The organism is Lishizhenia tianjinensis (assembly GCF_900116425.1).
Taxonomy (GTDB): Bacteria; Bacteroidota; Bacteroidia; order Flavobacteriales_D; family Crocinitomicaceae; genus Lishizhenia; species Lishizhenia tianjinensis.
Genome location: NZ_FPAS01000006.1, coordinates 222,132 through 242,480 on the forward strand (window position 1 = coordinate 222,132; position 20,349 = coordinate 242,480).

The window sequence follows — 20,349 nt, forward strand, 5'->3', positions numbered from 1 at the left end:
ATATGCAGAATTTTTAAAGTATTTCCAGTAAGGATAGTCCGAAAGGAATTTTAAGTTTGTATAATTGCAGTATATACTAGAATCATGACTGAAGCAAAATACATCATCAATAATTCTGAAATTACAGCGGTAGATAATGCCACTGTTGAATGGGTAGACGATACTTTCTTCTACATCTTTTTCTTAGGACAAAAATACCACGGTGAAATTTTGGCCGCGAACCTGGAAGAAAATACCCTTACCATCAAAATTAACCAACGTACTTTCGAGGTAAAGCGCAAAGGTGCTTTGGATGATTTGATTAAGAAAATGGGATTAGACCAGAAAAAGGTGAAGAAAATGCACCAGTTGGAATCTCCAATGCCGGGTCGTGTTATTTCTTTTGCTGTTGAAGTTGGACAAGAAGTTGAAGTGGGTTCTCCTTTGTTGACTTTGGAAGCCATGAAAATGGAAAATGTAATTAAAGCAGACGGTGTTGGAACAGTAAAAGGCTTGGCAGTAAACAACGGAGATGTTGTAGATAAAGGTCAAGTTATTATAGAGTTCGAATAAAACACGGGTACTTTACGTTAGATTTGCTGTATGAGCAAAGGTTTTATTTCTAATATCTTCTTGATCGTTTTATTGAACGTTCTAATAAAACCTTTTTACATTTTTGGTATAGATGCTCAAATCCAGAATCAGGTAGGTTTTGAGGAGTATGGTTTGTATTTCTCTTTGTTGAACTTATCTTTTTTGTTCAACATCGTTTTGGATTTTGGGATTACCAATTACAACAGTAAAAACATTGCTCAACACCCCAAGACACTTATAAAATATTTAGGGAGCTTAGTAGGTTTACGCCTCGTGCTCTCTTTTTTGTACCTGGTCATTACCCTTGTGGCAGCCCTGTTAATGGGGCATAATATGGAAACGATGCACCTGCTATTGTTTTTGTGTTTCAACCAAATTCTAGCAGCCTTCACCCTTTATTTCAGGAGTAATTTTGCAGGTTTACACCGCTTTAAAACAGATGCTATACTCTCTGTTCTAGACCGATTAATCTTGATTTTCTTATGTTCAGGTGTATTGTACGCACAACTTTTTGATTTGGCTGTGAGTATAGATAATTTCATCTATGCCCAAAGCATCTCTTACTGTGTTGCAGCACTAACAGGCTTCATCTTAACCCTGCGCTTAGGAAAAAGTAAAATCAAACTTAAAAAACATATCAGTTATGCCCTGCTAAAGAGTAGTTTTCCCTATGCATTGTTGATTTTACTGATGATGCTCTACACCCGAACGGATGCAGTAATGCTAGAACGTTTATTGCCAAACGGGAAAGAACAAACGGGAATTTATGCGGCAGGTTTTAGAATTTTAGATGCGGCGAGTATTTTCCCTCTGCTCATAGCAGGAATATTGCTTCCGATGTTTGCTCGCATGCTCAAAAAGAAGGAAAATTTGAATGCCTTACTTACAACGGCAAGTTCCATTATGCTTCCCATATCAATCATTTGTGCAACCATTTGTTTCTTTTATGCCGATCAACTCCTTGGTTTAATTTACACCCAAACCACCCCCTCAACAAGTGCTTGTTTTAAAATGATAATTCTCAACTTCATTCCTATTTCAACTACTTACATTTTTGGCACTTTGCTCACAGCCAACGGTAGTTTAAAAGCTCTGAACATGATGGCGATTGGAGGCTTTGCTTTGAACCTAAGTTTAAACTTCATTCTAATTCCAAGTTTAGAAGCCCAGGGTGCGGCAATTGCTACCCTTTTAACCCAAGGACTTACTTGTGTAGCACAAATTGTTATTGCACAACAGATCATTGGTTTCCAATTACAAAATAAGTTGACAATCAAACTATTTGTTTTTACGGGAATTTTAATCCTAATCAACCTCTATGTTCAGGCACAGTTTCATTACTTCTGGAGCATAGTCATTAACTTATTACTAGCAGGTTTATTACTCTTCTCCCTACGCATTATAGACCTAAAAGCAGCTTTGGGCTTACTGAAAGAAAAAGTGAATAAATAAGAAACAAGCTTCATCACAGATTTTTAGTTTTCTCTGCCATTTTTTATATTTTTAACGGCATGAAATTCCTATACTGCCTACTACTTGGTATATCTTCTTGTGTAACTTGGGGGCAAGATACTTTAACGGATTCCTTCTGTTCCACTTTTGAGGGGCTGGAAGAAACCTTGAAGAAATATCACTATCAAGTCCCTACACAAGATTCGGTTTTCCACCAAAACATGATACACTATTTTCTGGATGAGATTGATCCTAATGGTCAAATATTAACCCTGGAAGACGAACAAAAAATCACCACTTCCCTCTCGAATACGCCGCGTGAAATGTGCAAACAAATGGAGGATGTAAAAGAAATCTATAAAGCCTCACTGCAACGTTTAGATCATTACTTTAAAAATTTTGAACAAGAAGAATTCCAGCTAAAAAACACTGAAATCTACACCTACAGTTTTACTCCTTCTCGCTTAACTTTGGAAGAACATCAAAAGTTATGGAAAAAGAAAATACGACTCAAAGCCTACGCCAAACACTTGCAAAACTTTGATGAAAAAGACAGTGTTCAACCTTTAACGCAAGACAAATTTCAAGCTTATATAAAGACGGTTCTTGTCACCGAAAACTGTAAGTTAAAAACTTACGAAAATGAAATTGAACACATGGGCGAAAGTTTAATGAATGCCTATGCCATGAGTTTCGACCCACATTCTAATTATTTCTCGGGGAGTAGTTTAATGAATTTTGAAGAACAATTGAGCGATGAAAAACTCTCGTATGGAATAGAATTTAACAAGAACAGAGCCCAAGAAATCGTTATAGCAAGTATAGCTCCAGGTAGTTCGGCATGGAAAAGCAACCAACTCCACGAAGGTGATATCTTAATTAAGACTAAACACCTTGGTACAAGCACAGAAAACTTTGAATGTTCATCTCTTGAGTCCTTGATTGATTTATTACAAGGCTACGCTCCCTCGGCGAAAACTAGCTTCACCTTTAAGAAAAGCAATGGTGAAATTGTAGAAGTTGAACTTGAAAAATCAGAAATTCAAGTCAGTGACAATATCATTTCTTCTTACATACTTGATGGGGAACAAAAAGTAGGCTACATCTATCTCCCTTCTTTCTACACTAATGATGATTTCTACTTTCTACCCAACGGTTGTGCCAATGATTTGGCCAAGGAATTACTTCAATTAAAACGCGAAGGAATTGAAGGTTTGGTGTTAGACCTTAGAGACAATGGTGGAGGTTCTTTGTTAGAAGCTATTCGTTTGGTGGGAAGTTTTATCAATTATGGTGGTATCACTGTCATCGATGAAAGAGGAGAAGAAAGATATACCTTAAAAGATCCGAGCAGGGGGTATGTTTTTGAAAAGCCTTTGGTGGTTATGATCAATCAATTCAGTGCTTCGGCTTCTGAGTTATTTGCCAGTGCCATGCAAGATCAAAACAGAGGTGTAGTTGTGGGATCTCCTAGTTATGGAAAATCTACCATGCAGCACGTTCTTCCTCTGGAAAGAAGTGGAGAATATTTGGCCAATCATTTTGTGAAAGTAACAACGGGGGCATTTTATAGAATAGACGGACAAACCCACCAGAACAAAGGTGTACAGCCCGATATCACGTTCCCACTACCCTATCAAGGACTTCCTATAAGTGAAAAAAACAACGTCAACGCTTTGCAATTTGATACCATTTCTAAAAAGACGTATTATTACCCGCTATCACCCATTATACTGGATAAAATACAGGAGTTAAGCAAAAATCGAATTGAGCAAGACAGTAATTTTCTTGAGGTACAAAACTTCAATCAAAAACTGATAAAACAATTTACAGGTTCGCAAATCTCTTGTAAGTATGAGGATTTTGTGGAGTACTACTACAGCAATAATAGGTTGGAGAGTGATACCTCCAAAATGGCGTTTAAGGCTGATCGACCCAACTATTTCAAAGACAACCTCTACACCGCTAAAGCTGACGAAATTATTGCCAACTCTTTAGAAGGAATTAAAGATGATATTTACCTCAATGAGGCCTATCAAATCTTAATAGATCTTATAAATCAAACACAAAACAAATGAAACATCTAAAAATGCTTTGCGCCCTATCTTGCGCAATGTTCCTAGCTTTTACCAGCTACAGTCAATCATCCGTAGAGTACATGAACAGTGTATTGGAACCTATCGCCGAACTCAAAAAAGAAACGTGGAATTACATGAAGGCCGTTACCAAAGGTAAAGGAGCCCGAAAAGTAGAAGGAAAGCGAATGGAATTAATCATGGGACTGAAAAATGCTAAACGTGAAGTTGCAAAAATTTCTGATTACAAAGGAGATGACAATTTACGCACTGAGGCGGAAGAATATTTAGGAATGAGTATAACTGTTTTGGAAGAAGACTTCGGTAAAATCTTAGACATGGAAGACATCGCCGAGCAGTCTTACGACTTAATGGAAGCTTACTTGTTGGCCAAAGAAAAAGCGAACGACAAACTACAAGCGGCAGGTGATGAATTAGATGCAGCACAAAGAACTTTTGCTGATGCAAATGACATCACTTTAGTGGAAGCTGAAAGCGACAAAACATCAGAGAAAATTAAAAAAGCAGGAAAAGCTTTGAGATACTACAACGAAATCTACTTGATTTTCTTTAAAGTTTACAAGCAAGAAGCTTACGTTATTGACGCACAGAACAGACAAGACGTTATGGCCATGGAGCAAAACATCAACACCTTGAAAGCAGATGCCGAAGCAGGTTTGGAAAAATTAGCTGCACTAGAAGCTTTTGATGGCGATAAAACCTTAATTGCTGCATGTAAAGAAGCGATGGAGTTTTACTTGGATGAAGCCGAAAACACTTTCCCAGCAATGTTGAACTTTTACTTGGCTAAAGATAACTTTGACAAAGCCAAAGAAACCTTTGAAGCAACGAAGAAAAAAGATAGAACGCAGAAAGTAGTTGATAAATACAACAACGCGGGTAAAAAATACAACGAAGCTGTAGGTGAGTTCAATAAAGTAAACGAAAGCTCTAACGACGAAAGAGGAGATACTTTAAAAAATTGGAACAAAAGCGTAGACAAATTCTTTTCAAATCACGCTTAATCTAAATGGACCAATTCGACGTAGGTTTACCTAGAATTGGTCATTTTAATTGCCCTTTCCCCTTTTTGATAATAATTCTTAAAAAGATGATTAATTTTGGGGACTGAAATAGACTTTAGTACAATGATAGAAACAGATATAATAATTATTGGAGCTGGTCCTGTAGGACTTTTCGCCATCTTCGAAGCTGGACTTTTAAAATTGAAATGTCACTTAATCGATTCATTGCCACAAGCGGGTGGACAGTGTTCTGAGATTTACCCAAAAAAACCGATTTACGATATCCCTGGATTTCCATCGGTATTGGCAGGAGATTTAGTAGACAATTTAATGGAACAAGCTAGACCTTTTAAACCTGGATTTACTTTAGGTGAGGCTGCTGAGAAAATTGAAAAGCAAGAAGACGGTTCTTTTATTGTAACTACTTCTAAAGGTACACAACACCACGCTCCTATCGTTATGATAGCAGGAGGTTTAGGTGTATTCGAACCACGTAAACCGCCAGTAGAAAACTTGGCAGATTACGAAGATAAAGGAGTTGAATACATCATCAAAGATCCAGAATTCTACAGAGGTAAACGTTGTGTGATCGCAGGAGGTGGAGATTCAGCATTAGACTGGTCTATTTTCTTAGCAGAGAAAAACATTGCTTCTGAAGTTGCTTTGGTTCACCGTAGAAGTTCTTTCAGAGGTCACTTAGATTCAGTACAAAAAGTAATGGATTTGGCCGAAGCTGGAAAAATCAAATTGATTACAGAAGCTGAGGTTGTAGGTGTTGCTGGAGAAGGTAAAGTTGAAAATGTTACCATCAAACACCAAAAACAAGGTGAGATTGTAATGGATACAGATCACTTCATTCCTTTATTCGGATTGAAACCATCTTTGGGTCCTATCGCAGATTGGGGATTAGAGATAGAAAAGAATGCCATCAAAGTAGATACAAGAGATTACTCTACAAACATTGAAGGTATTTATGCCATCGGTGATGTGAACACTTACGAAGGTAAATTGAAATTAATCTTGTGTGGTTTCCACGAAGGTACAATTGCTTTACAATCGGCGTTTGCACGTATTCACCCAGACAAAAAGAATGTATTAAAGTATACTACTGTAAACGGAGTTCAAGGATTCTAAAACTTGTATACTTGTTAATAAAATTAAAGTCGACTCATTTTGGGTCGACTTTTTTTTGAACCTAATCTTCCCTCAGGTGTACCGTAAGAAAACACCGCATATGAAAACGATCATTCAAATTATTGTAGCCTTACTCCTGTTCTTTTACGGAAAGACAAGTTATGGACAAACCAACGAACCTTATGACGACAGTTTAACTTTATACAATTTTGGTTTGCCTGTCGTTCATCAATACCATATTAAAGACAGCATAGCCAACAGTATGGGCTTCAATTTTAAGTTTGTGGCGGGTTGTACACCCATGCCCGGACAAATGGAAGAAATCCAACAACACAACAAAGAAATACGCAAAAGGTTAAAGCGTTTATTAGGTCCCAATTGGGAAGAAGAATTTAATGCGAAATGCGATGAGGCTATGAAAGAAGGGGTATAAATTATCTACTGGATAAAGGATGGCCAACTAATCCATAAATATTTAAAGCACACAAACAATTTTGAATTTTAAACTTTGAATTTTGAATTGAAATTCGCTTCAACCGCGGGCAGGACTACTTCTTATTACGCTTCCTCCAATTGTAATCTCTGTCGTTAATCAAAACAAAACGCAAAGAAATATAGAGATGATTCGTATTGGTAAAACTTTCCGAAGGAGTTAAAAACATGTACCCCGTTTGTAGGTGTAAGGGTAAAAATTTATAGCCAATTGCCGGACCAATTCCAAAACGTGTCTCTTCAAAATTACTGCGCAAGGCTATGCTTCCACCATAAGTCAAATTCAACCTTCCTTTTTTAAACCAATAACCGGCAGAATAACCCAATACATTCTCTTTGAAATTATAATCAAAACCCATGTTTACCGCATGTGTTTTAGGGTGTATTAATTTCACCTGTTTGAATTGCATTTCTGCTCCAAACTCCAGCTGTCTGTATCTTCCTTGTTGTAAACCTATGTAGGGTCCGGTTTTTCTAACAGAAAGCAAGGGCTTCTTTTTTTGCTCAAACAATTTCCTATCCTGAGCAAAAGTCAAACTAAAAGCACAACACAAAAACGCTATTAACAGACTACTCTTCATCCTTCTTCAATTTATCCTTCAACTCCTCTATACTTACCCCCAATGAATCTGCCTTTTCTTTTAAATCCAACGCATCATTTACCGTTTCATTGAACTCTTCTAAAACGGATTTTTTCTCTTCCACATTGTTCTTTAGCCAAATTCTACTGTCTTCAACGGCAGGAATGGTAACCAAAGCCACCTGTTTCATAGGTTCATACATTTTCGATGCTTCCTTTTGTTCTGTAGGTATGAAGTTGCCACGTTCATCATAGGTCTCTACCAAGATGATAAGTATGCTCAAGGTATATACCATTTTAATGAGAGAAAGCAATACTCCTAACAACTTGTTTACCGAAGAAAGATTCACCAACTCCACCATTTTCTCGAGCATTCTTCCTGCAAAATAAATCAGAGCACCTACGACTAAAAAAGTCAAGGTAAAAGCCACCACAGGAAGGTACTTGTCTTCCATTTCTATACTCCCATTGATCTTCTCCGCGGTAAAATCTGAAAAGTGAATACCTGCATATATTCCTACTAAAAGAGCCAAGAGGGTAAATAATTCAACGATTAATCCTTTCTTAAAACCTTTCCAGGCTGCGTAAGCCAAAGGCACAAGGAGAAGTATATCTATGGTATTCATGACTATAAAAGTAAAAGGGATATGCTTTAGATTTACCCTCCGAAACGGGAGTTGCTAACAGCACATTAGGGATTACCTAATTCTTGCAATTACATGGAGGATCAAATTTCACTTCAACATCCTTTAAAAGGGCTGTCCATTTCTCCACAAAAACTTCGTTAAAGGTTTGTCCACGCAAATCTACATAAGTCAGTTGTCCGTTCAATTTTGCAAATTCTTCTGGTAAGGTAGTGAGCATGCAGTCATAAAGATCCAAAACCATTAAATGTGGCAAAGAACAAATACCTGGGTTCAAATAATTCAAACTGTTCTTTGCTAAACTCAAATACTTTAAAGAAGGTATAAGATTGAGTATAGGCGGACAAGTGGTGAATTCATTTTTGTATAAATCCAAGAATTCAAGCTTATGGAATTCCTTAATATAACTAGGTAAAACGGTAAGTTTATTCTTACTTAAATCTAAAGCCTTTAAATGCTTAAACTTTTGTAATTCGGTAGGAAGACTATCTAATTTAGATTTAGAAAAATCAATGGCATAAACCGTATCGGGGTGTGCATTTTGGGCTACTTCCCAAGTAAGAAAAGCGTAGTTTTCTTTTACAAGATCGAATTGAGCTTGGAGACTACCAATTATGCTCAAGAATAGTATGCCTAACCAAAACCTCATCTTTTTCTATTTGTGCTTTCAATGCATCTAACGATGAAAATTTCTCTTCGTTACGAATGCGTTTTAGGAAAGTCAAGGTTAATTCTTGACCGTATAAATCACCTTTAAAATCCAAGATATGAACCTCTACTGAAAGATGATCCGCGTTATCCACCGTTGGTCGCGTTCCTATGTTCAACAAACCATAAAAATCACTACCACTTTCTAAGGTCACCTTAACGGCGTAAACACCTTGTGCTGGGATTAGCTTCATGCTACCATCCACATCAAGGTTAGCTGTTGGAAACTGAATAGATCTTCCTATCTCATTTCCTCGAATTACCTTTCCTGATAAAGTAAACGGAGCACCTAAGTATTTATTGGCTGTGTAGATATCTCCATCTAACAAAGCACGACGAATTTTTGTGCTGCTCACATTCACCTCTTCTATGTCTTGGGCCGCAATTTCTTTCACATCAAAATCATAGATAGGTGCCAGTTCTTTCAAAAGTTCTAGGGTACCTTCTCTATTCTTCCCAAACTGATGATCATATCCTATCACCATCATTTTCGCCTGAAGTTTAGCCACCAAGTAGTCGCGTACAAATTCTGTAGCGGTTAAACGAGAAAATTCTTTGGTAAATGGAAACACCACCACATTCTTTAAACCTACCTCTTTTAACTTGTTGAGTTTTTCGATTTGGGTTTGAATGAGCTTTATGCCATGTGAATCAGGAAACAAAACCATGCGTGGGTGGGGATAGAAAGTAAAGAGCACAGATTCTCCTCCTATTTTCTCAGCCTCCTCATTCAATTGCTGAATAATTTTCTGATGCCCAATGTGCACACCGTCAAATGTACCTATGGTTATAACAGGGTTAGGAATTTGCTCAAAATTATCGAATCCTTTAATTATCCTCACGCTCGCTTTAATTTGCTTCAAATATACAGTTTTTCGTTGCCCAGTATGATGATAATTGTGTATTTTTATTAATAATGCATTAGCTTATTATTATATGCTTGCATAGTATATAATTCTTTATTATATTTAGCTGACTCAGAACGAGTATTAAAACTAATTTTTAGAACTTTAAATAAATTACACCCAATGTCAAACACTATTAAAGGCGGAGAATTCATTATCCGCGAGACCAAACCAGAGGATATTTTCACCCCCGAAGAATGGACAGAAGAGCAACAAATGATCGCCAGTTTATGTGATGATTTCATTGCTCAACACGTTACTCCTAATTTAGACAGGATAGATAAAATGGAAGAGGGTCTTATGGTTGACATCTTGAACAAGGCCGGAGAGCTTGGTTTATTGGGGATGTCAGTGCCAACAGATTTATCTGGAATGGGAGTAGATTTCAAAACTTCTTTGCTGGCAACAGAATATTTAGGAAAAGGTCACTCTTTCTCTGTAGCCTTTGGAGCACACACAGGAATTGGAACGCTTCCTTTATTATACTACGGTAACGAAGAACAAAAACAAAAATACATTCCAAAATTGGCGTCAGGAGAATGGAAAGCCGCTTACTGTTTAACAGAGCCAAGTTCAGGATCTGATGCGAATTCAGGAAAAACAAAAGCCGTTTTGTCTGAAGATGGAAAACACTACATCTTAAACGGACAAAAAATGTGGATTACCAATGGAGGTTTTGCCGACTTCTTTACGGTTTTCGCAAAAATAGACGACGATAAAAAACTAACAGCTTTCTTGGTTGAAGGTAACTCTGAAGGAATTTCTTTAAACCCAGAGGAGAAAAAAATGGGGATTAAGGGATCCTCTACCCGTCAAGTATTCTTTAATGATGTAAAAGTACCGGTTGAGAATTTACTTTCTGAAAGAGAAAATGGATTTAAAATCGCCTTGAACATTTTGAACATCGGTAGAATTAAACTGGCAGCAGGAGTTTTAGGGGGATCTAAGCAATCTTCTACAGACTCTATTAAATATGCCAATGAAAGAGAGCAATTTGGTAGGCCAATTTCGAAATATGGAGCTATTCGCCATAAAATAGCAGAGCAAATCATCAAAACTTATGTTTTAGAAAGTGCTATGTATAGAGCCGGACAAAACATTGATGATGCCATTGCGGATTTAGTAGCTGGAGGTATGGATAAAGGCAAGGCTACCTTAAAAGGAATAGAACAATTTGCCGCAGAATGTGCTATGTTGAAAGTTGCGGGTTCTGAATGTTTAGATTATGTGACGGACGAAGCTGTTCAAATTTATGGTGGTATGGGATATTCTGCAGAATCTCCGGTAGAAAGAGCCTACAGAGATGCGCGTATCAATAGAATATTTGAAGGAACTAATGAAATCAACCGTATGTTAACGGTAGATATGATTTTGAAAAAAGCTTTAAAAGGAGAATTAGATTTAATGGGCCCAGCTCAGGCGGTTGCCGGAGAATTAATGAGTATTCCTGATTTTGGAGACACACCAGAAGGTCCTTTAGGAAAAGAAGAAGGATACTTGAAAAACTTCAAAAAAGTATTGCTGATGGTTGCTGGTTCGGCGGTTCAAAAGTTAATGCAAACCTTGTCTAAAGAACAAGAAGTATTGATGAACATTGCGGACATTGCCATAGCGGTTTACCAAGCAGAAAGTGTAATGTTACGTGTACAGAAGAAAATCGCAAAAGACGGCGAAGAAGCTTCTGCAAATGAAATTGCTATCGCAAAAACATACTTCTATGACGCAGCTGATGCTATCAATAAATTTGGTAAAGATGCCATTAACAGTTTCGCCGATGGAGATGAAGGTAGAATGATGTTGGTAGGCCTGAAACGATTCACAAAAGTAGATCCTTTCAATGCGAAGGAAGCAAGACAATTGATTGCGCAAACAGCAATAGAGAAAAATGCATACCCTCTTTAATCTGAACGGATAGTGGGAAACATAAAACAGCTGCCTAAAGGGGCAGCTGTTTTTATTTAAAGATTTAAGAATTTAATGATTCAAACAAAAAAAGGCTGCCTCAAGTGAGACAGCCTTTTAATATTTTGAGAAATTCTCTTACATCGTTTCTGTTTCCGTAGCTGGAGCTTCTTCTGCAGTTGCAGCTTCTAAAGCAATTCCGTCTGCGTAGAATGTCATTCCGTATTTAGGACCAGTTACTTGAGCAGCAGCTTCGTCGTGAGACATACCACCATCTTCTAACAAGTGAATTTGATCATCAACAGAAGTAGTATCCTGCTTTGCTGTACCTGTTAAGTAAGCAACAGTTCCCATTTCAGTAGTTGTAGGAATTGTAAAGTGATCTACAAAACGTACCATGAAATCTTCTCCTTCTGCTGGGTGCTTAATTTTTACCCAACATCCCATTTTAGTACAAACTCCTGTCAACTCTCCTTTGAAAGTTGCAGCCATTTCTGTTTGTCCTTCGAATTGAGCCAACATTTCTGCTGTAGTAATTGCTGCTTCTTTGTTAACAGCAACTGCTCCAAACTCAGTTTTATTTTCGTCCATTGCAGCGTGGTCATGACCTGTGTGATCTTCACCTTCGTGCTCGTGTCCTTCGTGGTTTTCAACTCCTTCTGCTGGAGTAGTAGTTTCTTCTGCGTTGTTTCCACATGATGCCAATAATGCAGCAGCTGTGAAAGCCATAAGTACTTTTTTCATAATCTTTTTTCTATCGGTTAACAAATATAGGAAACTGTGCTTAAAATTTAACAACTCTACCCTATAATTTACTATTGTTTTTATGCCTGTCTTTGTCGCGTATTGTTTTCTTTTCCATATTCTTAGCGATGGCTTCTGTTAAATCCACCCCCGTTTGATTGGCAATGCATGTTAACACGAAAAGTACATCGGCCAGTTCATCCCCTAAGTCTTTACCTTTATCACTCTCCTTTTCACTTTGCTCACCATATCTACGCGCCATGATGCGAGCTACTTCACCAACCTCTTCCATTAAAATGGCTGTGTTGGTCAACTCATCAAAGTATCTTACACCTATGTCTTTGATCCAAGCATCAACTTCTTCTTGGTATTTTTTAATCTCCATCTACTCTTTATGTTTAGAATCCATGGTTATGGTAACCGGACCATCATTACACAAACTCACCTGCATATTCGCTCCAAATTCGCCTTGCGCTACTTGAGTTATCTCACCTTGCAGTAAGCGAATAAATTCTTGGTACATGCTTTTTGCGAAATCTGGTTTTCCAGCCTTAATAAAACTCGGTCTATTTCCTTTCTTAGTAGATGCGTGTAAAGTAAATTGAGATATAACCAAAACTCCACCCTTCACATCTTTTATTGACAAGTTCATCTTTCCTTCTTCATCCGAAAAAATGCGCATACCAATCAATTTTTTCACACACCATTCTAAGTCTTCCGAAGTATCCGCATCCTCTACTCCTATCAAAACTAAGAGTCCTTTATCTATTTTACCAATAACCTTATCATCTACCTCCACTTTTGCAGAGGAAACTCTTTGTATTACTAGTCTCATCCAAATATGCTCTTTCTAAAATGATCGTCTTCGTCGTCCGTAATTAAACTTAAATAATTAATGTATCTCGACTCCGCAATTTCACCATTTTCAACGGCTTCTTTAACGGCGCATTGTGGTTCATTTTGATGTAAACAATTGTTGAATTTACAGTGATTTAAACGTTCTCTCATTTCTGGGAAGTAATGAGAAATATGCTCTTTCTCCAATTCAACAATACCAAAAGCTCTAATTCCAGGTGTATCTATGATAAAACCTCCCGACTTTAAGGGGTGCATTTCAGCGAAAGTAGTGGTATGCTGACCTTGTAAATGGGTAGCACTAATTTCATTGGTTTTAATATCCAAATTATCATCCAATGCATTAACTAACGTACTCTTTCCTACCCCAGAATGTCCAGCTATCATGACCTGTTTACCAGCAATCTCGTCTCTCAAAAATTGAACATTCTCTTCTTTTAACGCAGAGATCTTTTGACAGGTATAGCCGATTTTTTCATACTTCTCTATCATAGCATCTACCAAAGGCAAATGTTCTTCAAAGTACATGTCCATTTTGTTAAACAACAAAGTAACCGGGATTCTGAAAGATTCTGCAGAGACTAAAAACCTATCTATAAAAGCCAAATGTGTTTCAGGCGCTACCAATGTGACTAGCAAATATGCCCTGTCTACATTCGAAGCCAAAATGTGCTTTTGCTTAGAAAGATTAATGGATTTACGTACAATGTAATTATGACGCGGCATCACATCCTTAATCACTCCTTGGTTCAAATCTTGGTCTGTTACCTCAAAGTCTACCTCATCGCCTACGGCAACAGGGTTGGTTGTTTTTAAACCTTGCAATCTAATCTTACCTCTAATTCTACACGAATACAAAGTGTTCTCATGCAATACACTGTATAGCTTACCGGTAGATTTTAATACTTTACCTATCAAATTGTCTAATTAACGTTAATGTGTTGTAAAAATAGTAAAGTTGAATGGTTTAGATTGCCTTGAAACCTTATCTTCGTGTCCAAACGCGTAAAATATGTCGATTACGGTAAAACATCTTACAAAATATTACGGACAGCAAACCGCTGTAAACAATATTTCTTTCGAAGCTAAAAAAGGTGAAATCCTTGGTTTTTTAGGTCCAAACGGAGCAGGAAAATCAACTACAATGAAAATCATTACTGGATTTATACCTGCAAGTGAAGGTCACGTAGAAGTTTGCGGTATGGACGTAAATGAACACCCTATAGAAATCAGAAAGAAGATTGGATATTTGCCCGAACACAACCCTTTGTACCTCGACATGTACGTAAAGGAATATTTGAGTTTTGTGGCAAAAATCTATAAGGTTAAAAACGTAAAAGCGCGCGTTGCCGAAATGATACAAAAAGTTGGTTTAGAAAAAGAACAACACAAAAGAATTGGAGCATTATCCAAAGGATACCGTCAACGTGTTGGTTTAGCTCAAGCCATTATTCACGATCCAGAGGTATTAATTTTAGATGAACCTACTTCAGGACTTGATCCTAACCAATTGGTAGAAATCAGAGCCTTGATTAAGAAAATTGGAGAAGAAAAAACGGTTATGCTTTCTACGCACATTATGCAAGAAGTAGAAGCAATTTGTGACAAAGTCATCATTATTAAAAATGGAGACCTCGTAGCCAACAATACCGCTGCAGAATTACAAAACCAAACGGAGGAAGTAGTTATCTACGTAGAATTTGAAGGGGATATTTCTCGTAACCAATTAAAAACAATAGAAAATGTTTCAAGAGTGGAGAAAATTAGTAACTCAGCTTTCCTATTGAGCGGAAATAAACAAAACGATTTAAGAAAAAATATTGCTTCATTTGCACAGAAGAATGAATTACTCATTCTTACTATGAAAGTTGAAGAAAAAAGTTTAGAAGAGGTATTTAAGGCCCTCACTAAATAAAAAAAGCGCTAACATCTCCATGTTAACGCTATACTAAAAATAAACTCATGATTACAACTGGTCTCCACCAATTGTCTTCACGACTAACCAAACGGTGTTATTTTTAATAGCGTTGGAAAAAAGTCAAAAAAAAACCAGAAGAACACCTTCTGGTTTTTTTTCGGTTGATTAGAAATGAGATTTAGATAATAGTAAGATCACTTGCTTCAACTGCAATAATGGTCTGTCGCAATCCTTTTTTGTTCTTATAAAAGCGAGAAACCATCCTTCCTTGTACGCCCAAAGGTCTACTCTTATACCCAAGCTCTTGGATCAATCTTGCCAATCTTCCCGTTGCAACGATATTGTGCCAATTACTCATTCTCATCGTCTTCCCTTCTTCGTCTAAGTAAGGTTCATTCGTTCGCAAACTAAAAGTTGCTTTAATCGTTCCGTTTTCTTCCGAAAATCGAGGTTCATTCGAAATCTGTCCAATCAGATTCACGTGGTTGATGTTTAGGATTTCCATTTTCTTTAGTTTTTAGAAGTTTGGTTTTCTTTATTCTCTTTGATCAATACAAAGTTTTGCATCTCAATTTGTGTGGTGTAGTGTTTCTCACCATTCTTATCGACGTAATCATTGTTTACCAATTTACCGTCAAGAATAATCTCTACTCCTTTGGATAACTTCCCTTCAATTGAAGAAGCGGAGTTTCCCCAGGCAACTATCTTATGCCACGATGTATTCTTTACCCATTCACCATTTTTATCGCGGTAGCTCTCGTTAATTGCAAGGGTAAACTTTGCCATTTTTCTTCCTGCTTTGAATTCTCTTAATTCTGGATCAATTCCTAATCGTCCGATTAATTGTACGTTGTTTCTTAAATTGTTCATGATTGAAAAGTTTTAATTAAATAATCTGTTAAGTTTTTGTCTAGCGTTGATCCTTCAATCACATCGACACTGCAAAGATTTATAGCTTTCTAGTCTGCTTTCGGTTATTAAGCATTTGTAGTCGATTATTAGTCGTTTGTAAGCGAGTAAATACGGATATAAGCAGGAAATACGATGAAAAGAATAAATTCAAATTCCAATAAAAAAAACAGCTCAATTTCTTTCTCTCGCCTTCTCCCCTCTGCTTTAATATTTCTATTTTTGGACTTCACGCTTTTTTTGCCCTAGTATGACAAAGATTCAATTAACTCTAACTTTTATTCTCGTATTTATAAGCTCAACTTGGGCATGTCAAAAGGACAGCATACCCCGTAAAACGTCTCGTTCTATTCCGGCTTTAACGCAATATCTCACGGCAGATAAAACCGGGGAGCTAGAAAAAGTAGAGGCTGTCTACAACTGGATTACTCACAACATCGCTTACGATTATGACAAATTGGAAAGTGGTAAAATGTTGGTGGGAGTTGATCCTACGAAAATTCTGAAGTCGCGCAAAGCAATATGTTCTGGTTATGTAGAACTCATGCGCGCTATGTTAGCAGAAATTGATATTAAAAGCGAAACCGTATCGGGTTATATTAAAGACTCTCATTGGCAAGTTGGCGACACCTTATTTGAAGAATCACATGCTTGGATTTCATTTAGAATTAAAGGGGAATGGTACCTTGCAGATCCAACTTGGGATGCCGGTTACATAGGACGAATTCCCAAAAAAGACTTTAGAGAAAGACGCTACCTTCAGCATCAATTTAAATCAGAACAAAGAGAAACAAGAGTATTAGCAAGAAGAGAAGAGCGCAAAGAAAAAAGATATGCGGCTTGGGAAGAAAAAGAGGAATACACCAATAAAACGGGCTTTGTTTATGCGCCTTCCAAAGATTATTTCATGGTTCATCCGGATACATTTTTGCTTTCTCATTTACCCACCTACCCCATCTGGCAATTGCGCAACCATCCCATTTCTCTCTTAGAGTTTACGCAAAGTGAAACTACACTCAAGAAAATTATCGCTCAAAAAAATGAGCAATTCGCCTACAAATCATCTGCTAATAACGCCTTTATCCGAGAGAACTTTTTGGATCAATTAATCATAGTTGGAGATGAAGGTCAACCCTTTAATATATACAACCCAGGCATTAAAATGCTGAATTATTTCAATTACCTCAACCTCATCACCAGAAATGATTTGCAACGCGTAGCACGTGGATCTGTATATTCAATTACTCCTTCTAAATATCCTGATTTATTAGCAAAAACGGATACAGTAAGCGAGTATCTTAAGGCCTATAAAAAATTCGAAAAGGCTTACTATAAAAAGAATAAAACCATAGACAAAGAGGAATATAAAATTGCTCAATCTAACAACAAAGATCTTTTTAAAAACACAGAAAAGCTTCTTGAAAAACATGAAAGCTTTATCGATGACATAAAGGAAAACAGCACTAAAATTGAAGACCTCAATGAAAAATACACTGAGCTTATCAACAAGATAGCGCAATCTTATCCTAAGGCAATTAATTATGAACCTGTAGCAAGTTTTGATACGACCATAGTGGCCCATTGGATGGACTCGATATCAGAGTTGAGATCTAAAATGGACGCGCGCATGGATGAATTGAACAATAACCGTAAAAACACCTGTGTTAAACGCTATATCTATAGTCTAAGCTACAGCAATAAAGTTTTACTGGTTAACCAAAGTTTAATCCCCTACAACAACTATTCAACAAGTGCAACCATCAATGAACTAGATAGCATAGCAATAGCAGAAACTGGCTTTTTACTAGACCTCATTAACGACAGTATAGATGAGGAATTAATAGATAGAGAAATCTATGGCTACATCAAGTCCATGGAAATGATTACAAAAAAAGCCAAACTTGAATTTAGAGAGCTCAAAGCACAAAGTAAAATCGATTACCCCTTCCGTTATGAAATCTTCTTAAATGCTTTGTTATACGAAGAAATTCAAAGAGCTATTCGTTTTAACAACTCCTCTTTAAATTTCAATACCAACGTGGTAAAAGCACTTAAGAATTACAGCTATCTACCCAAAGAAATTCATCAAATGACAGATGAACAAGAAAATCTAAAAGAGGATAAGTTTAAGTTCAATTCAAACCTTACTGAAAAAGATCACGAAAGAACTGAGGATCTTATAAAGCACATAACAGCCAAAGTAAAAACTTGGGAAAAGAAGTACCAAACTGAAAAATAAACATGATAGCGGAAGACCAGCAATACAACAATGTCGATTTTAGAAATAAAGCATTCGACGCTAACGAATACGACAACTGTACATTTACCAACTGTAACCTCTCTGAGGTAAATCTTTCGAATATAGATTTTTTAGATTGTGACTTCATAGATTGTGACCTGAGCAATGCCATAATTGGAAATACAGCTTTTAAAAACGTACGTTTCAACAATTGCAAAATGCTCGGACTCCAATTCGAATACGCCAATCCTTTTTTACTGCAGTTGTCTTTTAAAAATTGCAAGTTAGACTTCTCCAATTTTCAAGAACTCAAAATCCCTTCTTGTTTTTTCATAGATTCATCGCTTCAAGGGGTAGAATTCACAGGAGCAAAACTAGAAAAAGCCAATTTCTCAGGATCAAATTTAGACGGAGCAGTGTTTATGAATACTACTCTAAACAGGGCGGATTTTTCACGCGCCTACAATTTCACCATACATCCAGAAAGAAACAAATTAAATCACGCTATATTTGCCAACGAAGGTTTGAGCGGATTAGTAGCTCACCTCAAAATAAAAATCAAATAGAATGGCAGCAAACCCAAATAAATATAGACCCTACATTTACCTTATTGCAGGGGTATTGTTAACGATAATGGTTATCATCCGTGTAATGGACAAAGAAGCAGAATTAGACGCTTTTGATTACATGCAAATGGTGGTTGGACCATTGGCAACAGTATTGGGTATTGTAATGTTAAAGAAGAGCAAAGAAAACTAGAAGATTATGTCAGAAATTAATTGGAAAACCGTTAAGGAATACGATGACATCACCTACAAAAAATGCAACGGTGTGGCACGTATCGCTTTTAATAGACCAAACGTACGTAATGCGTTTAGACCAAAAACGACGAGCGAGTTATTAGACGCTTTTAGAGATGCACACGAAGATACTTCTATAGGAGTAGTTTTACTTTCTTCAGAAGGTCCATCTACCAAAGATGGAAAATACTCTTTCTGTTCAGGTGGAGATCAAGCAGCACGTGGTCACCAAGGTTATGTTGGTGAAGACGGTTACCATAGATTAAACATTTTGGAGGTACAACGTTTAATTCGTTTCATGCCAAAAGCAGTTATCGCTGTAGTAAATGGTTGGGCAGTTGGTGGTGGTCACTCACTACACGTAGTTTGTGATTTAACTTTGGCTTCAAAAGAACATGCTATTTTCAAGCAAACAGATGCCGATGTAACTTCTTTCGATGGTGGTTATGGTTCTGCGTATTTGGCGAAAATGGTGGGACAAAAGAAAGCGAGAGAAATCTTCTTCTTGGGTCGCAACTACTCTGCTCAAGAGGCTTTCGAAATGGGCATGGTTAACGCCGTTATTCCACACGATGAATTAGAAGATACAGCTTACCAATGGGCGCAAGAAATCTTGGACAAATCTCCAACTTCTATCAAAATGTTGAAGTTCGCCATGAACTTAACAGATGATGGAATGGTAGGACAACAAGTTTTCGCCGGAGAAGCTACACGTTTGGCCTACATGACAGAAGAAGCCAAAGAAGGTAGAGACGCATTCTTAGAAAAGCGTAAACCAGATTTCAGAAAAATTAAATGGATTCCTTAAGAAGGAATATTAAATAATCTTACAAATCCTCAAGTACCCGCTTGGGGATTTTTTGTTGAAATAAATTTCCAATCTCAAATCACCAATTTCAAATTTAATTGGGCTGCCTTAACGGGCTAATGCTCTTACTCCTCACTCCAAAAAGTTTTCAAGTAAAGGTCTAGGCTAAGCTTCTAAAGTCGCTTTCCCTCCCCCAACTTTCAATACTTTTCGTCCCTTCAGGGTAACCGCGTATATCCCTAGCAGAAAGTTTAAACTATAAATATTCTCCAATTTTAAGTCAAAATAGATGGGGGGCTATACACTAAACATTATGCCATGATTTATCTGCTCAATCCTTGTTCCCTCACAAATTCATTGAACATAAGCTGTTCATACTTTCTTTCTTCATCTAAATTCTCTAGTTTTTTATCAGACATCCCAATAGGCGAATAAAAACTCCATTTCCAATGCGGTCGGTGTTTTATAAACAAATGTTTTTCGCCAAATTCATCATGGGTATACACACCAAAAAATAAACGAATGAGAACAAAACCCAGGTATGCAACTACTCCTAAAACTTGCAATCTTTTCATGAAACCCAATT

At 37.1% G+C, this 20,349-nt stretch carries 23 protein-coding genes; 12 read left to right on the forward strand and 11 right to left on the reverse strand.

Features of this window, described 5'->3' with window-relative positions; translation table 11 throughout:
- Nucleotides 1-84: 84 nt before the first annotated feature.
- From BM327_RS14960 to BM327_RS14985, 6 genes are all read left to right on the forward strand, one after another.
- Nucleotides 85-552 (forward strand): acyl-CoA carboxylase biotin carboxyl carrier protein subunit, encoded by a 468-nt coding sequence (locus BM327_RS14960; RefSeq protein ID WP_090252811.1) that lies wholly within the window; start codon nucleotides 85-87, stop codon nucleotides 550-552.
- Between the two features lie 30 nt (nucleotides 553-582).
- Nucleotides 583-2,025, forward strand: a complete 1,443-nt coding sequence (locus tag BM327_RS14965; protein ID WP_090252815.1) for an oligosaccharide flippase family protein — start codon at nucleotides 583-585, stop codon at nucleotides 2,023-2,025.
- 59 nt (nucleotides 2,026-2,084) lie between these two features.
- Nucleotides 2,085-4,103 (forward strand): carboxy terminal-processing peptidase, encoded by a 2,019-nt coding sequence (locus BM327_RS14970; protein ID WP_090252819.1) that lies wholly within the window; start codon nucleotides 2,085-2,087, stop codon nucleotides 4,101-4,103.
- Nucleotides 4,100-5,125: an LIC11966 family surface protein gene (locus tag BM327_RS14975; RefSeq protein ID WP_139230409.1), complete on the forward strand. Its 1,026-nt coding sequence runs from the start codon at nucleotides 4,100-4,102 to the stop codon at nucleotides 5,123-5,125. Before BM327_RS14970 ends, BM327_RS14975 begins: the two co-directional genes overlap by 4 nt.
- Before the next feature lie 123 nt (nucleotides 5,126-5,248).
- Nucleotides 5,249-6,259 carry an NAD(P)/FAD-dependent oxidoreductase gene (locus BM327_RS14980; protein WP_090252828.1) on the forward strand — a complete coding sequence of 337 codons (1,011 nt, stop codon included), beginning with the start codon at nucleotides 5,249-5,251 and terminating at the stop codon, nucleotides 6,257-6,259.
- A 100-nt stretch (nucleotides 6,260-6,359) separates the two neighbouring features.
- Nucleotides 6,360-6,692 carry a hypothetical protein gene (locus BM327_RS14985; RefSeq protein ID WP_139230410.1) on the forward strand — a complete coding sequence of 111 codons (333 nt, stop codon included), beginning with the start codon at nucleotides 6,360-6,362 and terminating at the stop codon, nucleotides 6,690-6,692.
- Between the two features lie 115 nt (nucleotides 6,693-6,807).
- Here BM327_RS14985 and BM327_RS14990 read toward each other — a convergent pair whose 3' ends face one another.
- The 4 genes from BM327_RS14990 to BM327_RS15005 all read right to left on the reverse strand — a co-directional run bounded on the left by BM327_RS14990 (nucleotide 6,808) and on the right by BM327_RS15005 (nucleotide 9,525).
- A complete protein-coding gene (locus BM327_RS14990; protein ID WP_139230411.1) occupies nucleotides 6,808-7,332 on the reverse strand; it encodes a hypothetical protein in 525 nt (174 codons plus the stop codon).
- Nucleotides 7,322-7,957, reverse strand: coding sequence for a CvpA family protein (locus BM327_RS14995; protein WP_090252840.1), 636 nt, complete (start codon nucleotides 7,955-7,957; stop codon nucleotides 7,322-7,324). The genes BM327_RS14990 and BM327_RS14995 overlap by 11 nt, the downstream gene beginning before the upstream one ends.
- 76 nt (nucleotides 7,958-8,033) lie before the next feature.
- The gene (locus BM327_RS15000; protein WP_139230412.1) at nucleotides 8,034-8,624 is read right to left on the reverse strand and encodes a leucine-rich repeat domain-containing protein; all 591 of its coding nucleotides are present in this window, start codon (nucleotides 8,622-8,624) and stop codon (nucleotides 8,034-8,036) included.
- The gene (locus tag BM327_RS15005) at nucleotides 8,581-9,525 is read right to left on the reverse strand and encodes a bifunctional riboflavin kinase/FAD synthetase (RefSeq protein ID WP_090252846.1); all 945 of its coding nucleotides are present in this window, start codon (nucleotides 9,523-9,525) and stop codon (nucleotides 8,581-8,583) included. Before BM327_RS15005 ends, BM327_RS15000 begins: the two co-directional genes overlap by 44 nt.
- A gap of 186 nt (nucleotides 9,526-9,711) precedes the next feature.
- Between BM327_RS15005 and BM327_RS15010 the strand changes: the two genes are divergently transcribed.
- Nucleotides 9,712-11,490: an acyl-CoA dehydrogenase family protein gene (locus BM327_RS15010; RefSeq protein WP_090252850.1), complete on the forward strand. Its 1,779-nt coding sequence runs from the start codon at nucleotides 9,712-9,714 to the stop codon at nucleotides 11,488-11,490.
- Between the two features lie 138 nt (nucleotides 11,491-11,628).
- On the opposite strand, the gene BM327_RS15015 is transcribed toward BM327_RS15010, so the two are convergent.
- The 4 genes from BM327_RS15015 to rsgA all read right to left on the reverse strand — a co-directional run bounded on the left by BM327_RS15015 (nucleotide 11,629) and on the right by rsgA (nucleotide 14,007).
- On the reverse strand, nucleotides 11,629-12,234 hold the full coding sequence (locus BM327_RS15015) for a DUF4920 domain-containing protein (RefSeq protein WP_090252856.1): 606 nt from the start codon (nucleotides 12,232-12,234) through the stop codon (nucleotides 11,629-11,631).
- 61 nt (nucleotides 12,235-12,295) lie between these two features.
- The gene (locus tag BM327_RS15020) at nucleotides 12,296-12,619 is read right to left on the reverse strand and encodes a nucleotide pyrophosphohydrolase (protein ID WP_090252861.1); all 324 of its coding nucleotides are present in this window, start codon (nucleotides 12,617-12,619) and stop codon (nucleotides 12,296-12,298) included.
- Nucleotides 12,620-13,069 (reverse strand): D-aminoacyl-tRNA deacylase, encoded by a 450-nt coding sequence (gene dtd, locus BM327_RS15025; protein ID WP_090252865.1) that lies wholly within the window; start codon nucleotides 13,067-13,069, stop codon nucleotides 12,620-12,622.
- Entirely contained in the window at nucleotides 13,066-14,007 is a 942-nt protein-coding gene (gene rsgA, locus BM327_RS15030; RefSeq protein ID WP_090252869.1) for a ribosome small subunit-dependent GTPase A, read from the reverse strand. The genes dtd and rsgA overlap by 4 nt, the downstream gene beginning before the upstream one ends.
- A gap of 94 nt (nucleotides 14,008-14,101) precedes the next feature.
- Here rsgA and gldA point away from each other — a divergent pair, with 94 nt between their 5' ends.
- Nucleotides 14,102-15,004, forward strand: coding sequence for a gliding motility-associated ABC transporter ATP-binding subunit GldA (gene gldA, locus BM327_RS15035; RefSeq protein WP_090252873.1), 903 nt, complete (start codon nucleotides 14,102-14,104; stop codon nucleotides 15,002-15,004).
- Nucleotides 15,005-15,185: 181 nt separating this feature from the next.
- On the opposite strand, the gene BM327_RS15040 is transcribed toward gldA, so the two are convergent.
- Nucleotides 15,186-15,512 carry a single-stranded DNA-binding protein gene (locus tag BM327_RS15040; RefSeq protein WP_090252877.1) on the reverse strand — a complete coding sequence of 109 codons (327 nt, stop codon included), beginning with the start codon at nucleotides 15,510-15,512 and terminating at the stop codon, nucleotides 15,186-15,188.
- Nucleotides 15,513-15,517: 5 nt separating this feature from the next.
- Nucleotides 15,518-15,877: a single-stranded DNA-binding protein gene (locus BM327_RS15045; protein ID WP_090252882.1), complete on the reverse strand. Its 360-nt coding sequence runs from the start codon at nucleotides 15,875-15,877 to the stop codon at nucleotides 15,518-15,520.
- 289 nt (nucleotides 15,878-16,166) lie between these two features.
- Between BM327_RS15045 and BM327_RS15050 the strand changes: the two genes are divergently transcribed.
- The 4 genes from BM327_RS15050 to BM327_RS15065 are packed head-to-tail and all read left to right on the forward strand — an operon-like array spanning nucleotide 16,167 to nucleotide 19,763.
- Nucleotides 16,167-18,155: a transglutaminase domain-containing protein gene (locus tag BM327_RS15050; RefSeq protein ID WP_090252886.1), complete on the forward strand. Its 1,989-nt coding sequence runs from the start codon at nucleotides 16,167-16,169 to the stop codon at nucleotides 18,153-18,155.
- A 2-nt stretch (nucleotides 18,156-18,157) separates the two neighbouring features.
- Nucleotides 18,158-18,721 (forward strand): pentapeptide repeat-containing protein, encoded by a 564-nt coding sequence (locus tag BM327_RS15055; protein WP_090252889.1) that lies wholly within the window; start codon nucleotides 18,158-18,160, stop codon nucleotides 18,719-18,721.
- Between the two features lies 1 nt (nucleotide 18,722).
- Nucleotides 18,723-18,914: a hypothetical protein gene (locus tag BM327_RS15060; protein WP_090252894.1), complete on the forward strand. Its 192-nt coding sequence runs from the start codon at nucleotides 18,723-18,725 to the stop codon at nucleotides 18,912-18,914.
- A gap of 6 nt (nucleotides 18,915-18,920) precedes the next feature.
- Nucleotides 18,921-19,763, forward strand: a complete 843-nt coding sequence (locus tag BM327_RS15065) for a 1,4-dihydroxy-2-naphthoyl-CoA synthase (protein WP_090252898.1) — start codon at nucleotides 18,921-18,923, stop codon at nucleotides 19,761-19,763.
- A 323-nt stretch (nucleotides 19,764-20,086) separates the two neighbouring features.
- Here the strand turns inward: BM327_RS15065 and BM327_RS15070 are convergent, their stop codons facing one another.
- The gene (locus tag BM327_RS15070) at nucleotides 20,087-20,338 is read right to left on the reverse strand and encodes a hypothetical protein (RefSeq protein WP_090252902.1); all 252 of its coding nucleotides are present in this window, start codon (nucleotides 20,336-20,338) and stop codon (nucleotides 20,087-20,089) included.
- Between the last annotated feature and the right edge of the window lie 11 nt (nucleotides 20,339-20,349).

Bases quoted from the DNA above. Each gene is read 5' to 3' on its own strand.
- BM327_RS15050 (WP_090252886.1), top strand. From the start codon at position 16,167: ATGACAAAGATTCAATTAACTCTAACTTTTATTCTCGTATTTATAAGC.
- dtd (WP_090252865.1), bottom strand. From the start codon at position 13,069: ATGAGACTAGTAATACAAAGAGTTTCCTCTGCAAAAGTGGAGGTAGAT.
- BM327_RS15055 (WP_090252889.1), top strand. From the start codon at position 18,158: ATGATAGCGGAAGACCAGCAATACAACAATGTCGATTTTAGAAATAAA.
- BM327_RS15040 (WP_090252877.1), bottom strand. From the start codon at position 15,512: ATGGAAATCCTAAACATCAACCACGTGAATCTGATTGGACAGATTTCG.
- BM327_RS14970 (WP_090252819.1), top strand. From the start codon at position 2,085: ATGAAATTCCTATACTGCCTACTACTTGGTATATCTTCTTGTGTAACT.
- BM327_RS15070 (WP_090252902.1), bottom strand. From the start codon at position 20,338: ATGAAAAGATTGCAAGTTTTAGGAGTAGTTGCATACCTGGGTTTTGTT.
- gldA (WP_090252873.1), top strand. From the start codon at position 14,102: ATGTCGATTACGGTAAAACATCTTACAAAATATTACGGACAGCAAACC.
- BM327_RS15000 (WP_139230412.1), bottom strand. From the start codon at position 8,624: ATGAGGTTTTGGTTAGGCATACTATTCTTGAGCATAATTGGTAGTCTC.
- BM327_RS14975 (WP_139230409.1), top strand. From the start codon at position 4,100: ATGAAACATCTAAAAATGCTTTGCGCCCTATCTTGCGCAATGTTCCTA.
- BM327_RS15060 (WP_090252894.1), top strand. From the start codon at position 18,723: ATGGCAGCAAACCCAAATAAATATAGACCCTACATTTACCTTATTGCA.
- BM327_RS15010 (WP_090252850.1), top strand. From the start codon at position 9,712: ATGTCAAACACTATTAAAGGCGGAGAATTCATTATCCGCGAGACCAAA.
- BM327_RS15045 (WP_090252882.1), bottom strand. From the start codon at position 15,877: ATGAACAATTTAAGAAACAACGTACAATTAATCGGACGATTAGGAATT.
- BM327_RS14995 (WP_090252840.1), bottom strand. From the start codon at position 7,957: ATGAATACCATAGATATACTTCTCCTTGTGCCTTTGGCTTACGCAGCC.
- BM327_RS14960 (WP_090252811.1), top strand. From the start codon at position 85: ATGACTGAAGCAAAATACATCATCAATAATTCTGAAATTACAGCGGTA.
- BM327_RS14990 (WP_139230411.1), bottom strand. From the start codon at position 7,332: ATGAAGAGTAGTCTGTTAATAGCGTTTTTGTGTTGTGCTTTTAGTTTG.
- BM327_RS14985 (WP_139230410.1), top strand. From the start codon at position 6,360: ATGAAAACGATCATTCAAATTATTGTAGCCTTACTCCTGTTCTTTTAC.
- BM327_RS15015 (WP_090252856.1), bottom strand. From the start codon at position 12,234: ATGAAAAAAGTACTTATGGCTTTCACAGCTGCTGCATTATTGGCATCA.
- BM327_RS15065 (WP_090252898.1), top strand. From the start codon at position 18,921: ATGTCAGAAATTAATTGGAAAACCGTTAAGGAATACGATGACATCACC.
- BM327_RS14980 (WP_090252828.1), top strand. From the start codon at position 5,249: ATGATAGAAACAGATATAATAATTATTGGAGCTGGTCCTGTAGGACTT.
- BM327_RS15020 (WP_090252861.1), bottom strand. From the start codon at position 12,619: ATGGAGATTAAAAAATACCAAGAAGAAGTTGATGCTTGGATCAAAGAC.
- BM327_RS14965 (WP_090252815.1), top strand. From the start codon at position 583: ATGAGCAAAGGTTTTATTTCTAATATCTTCTTGATCGTTTTATTGAAC.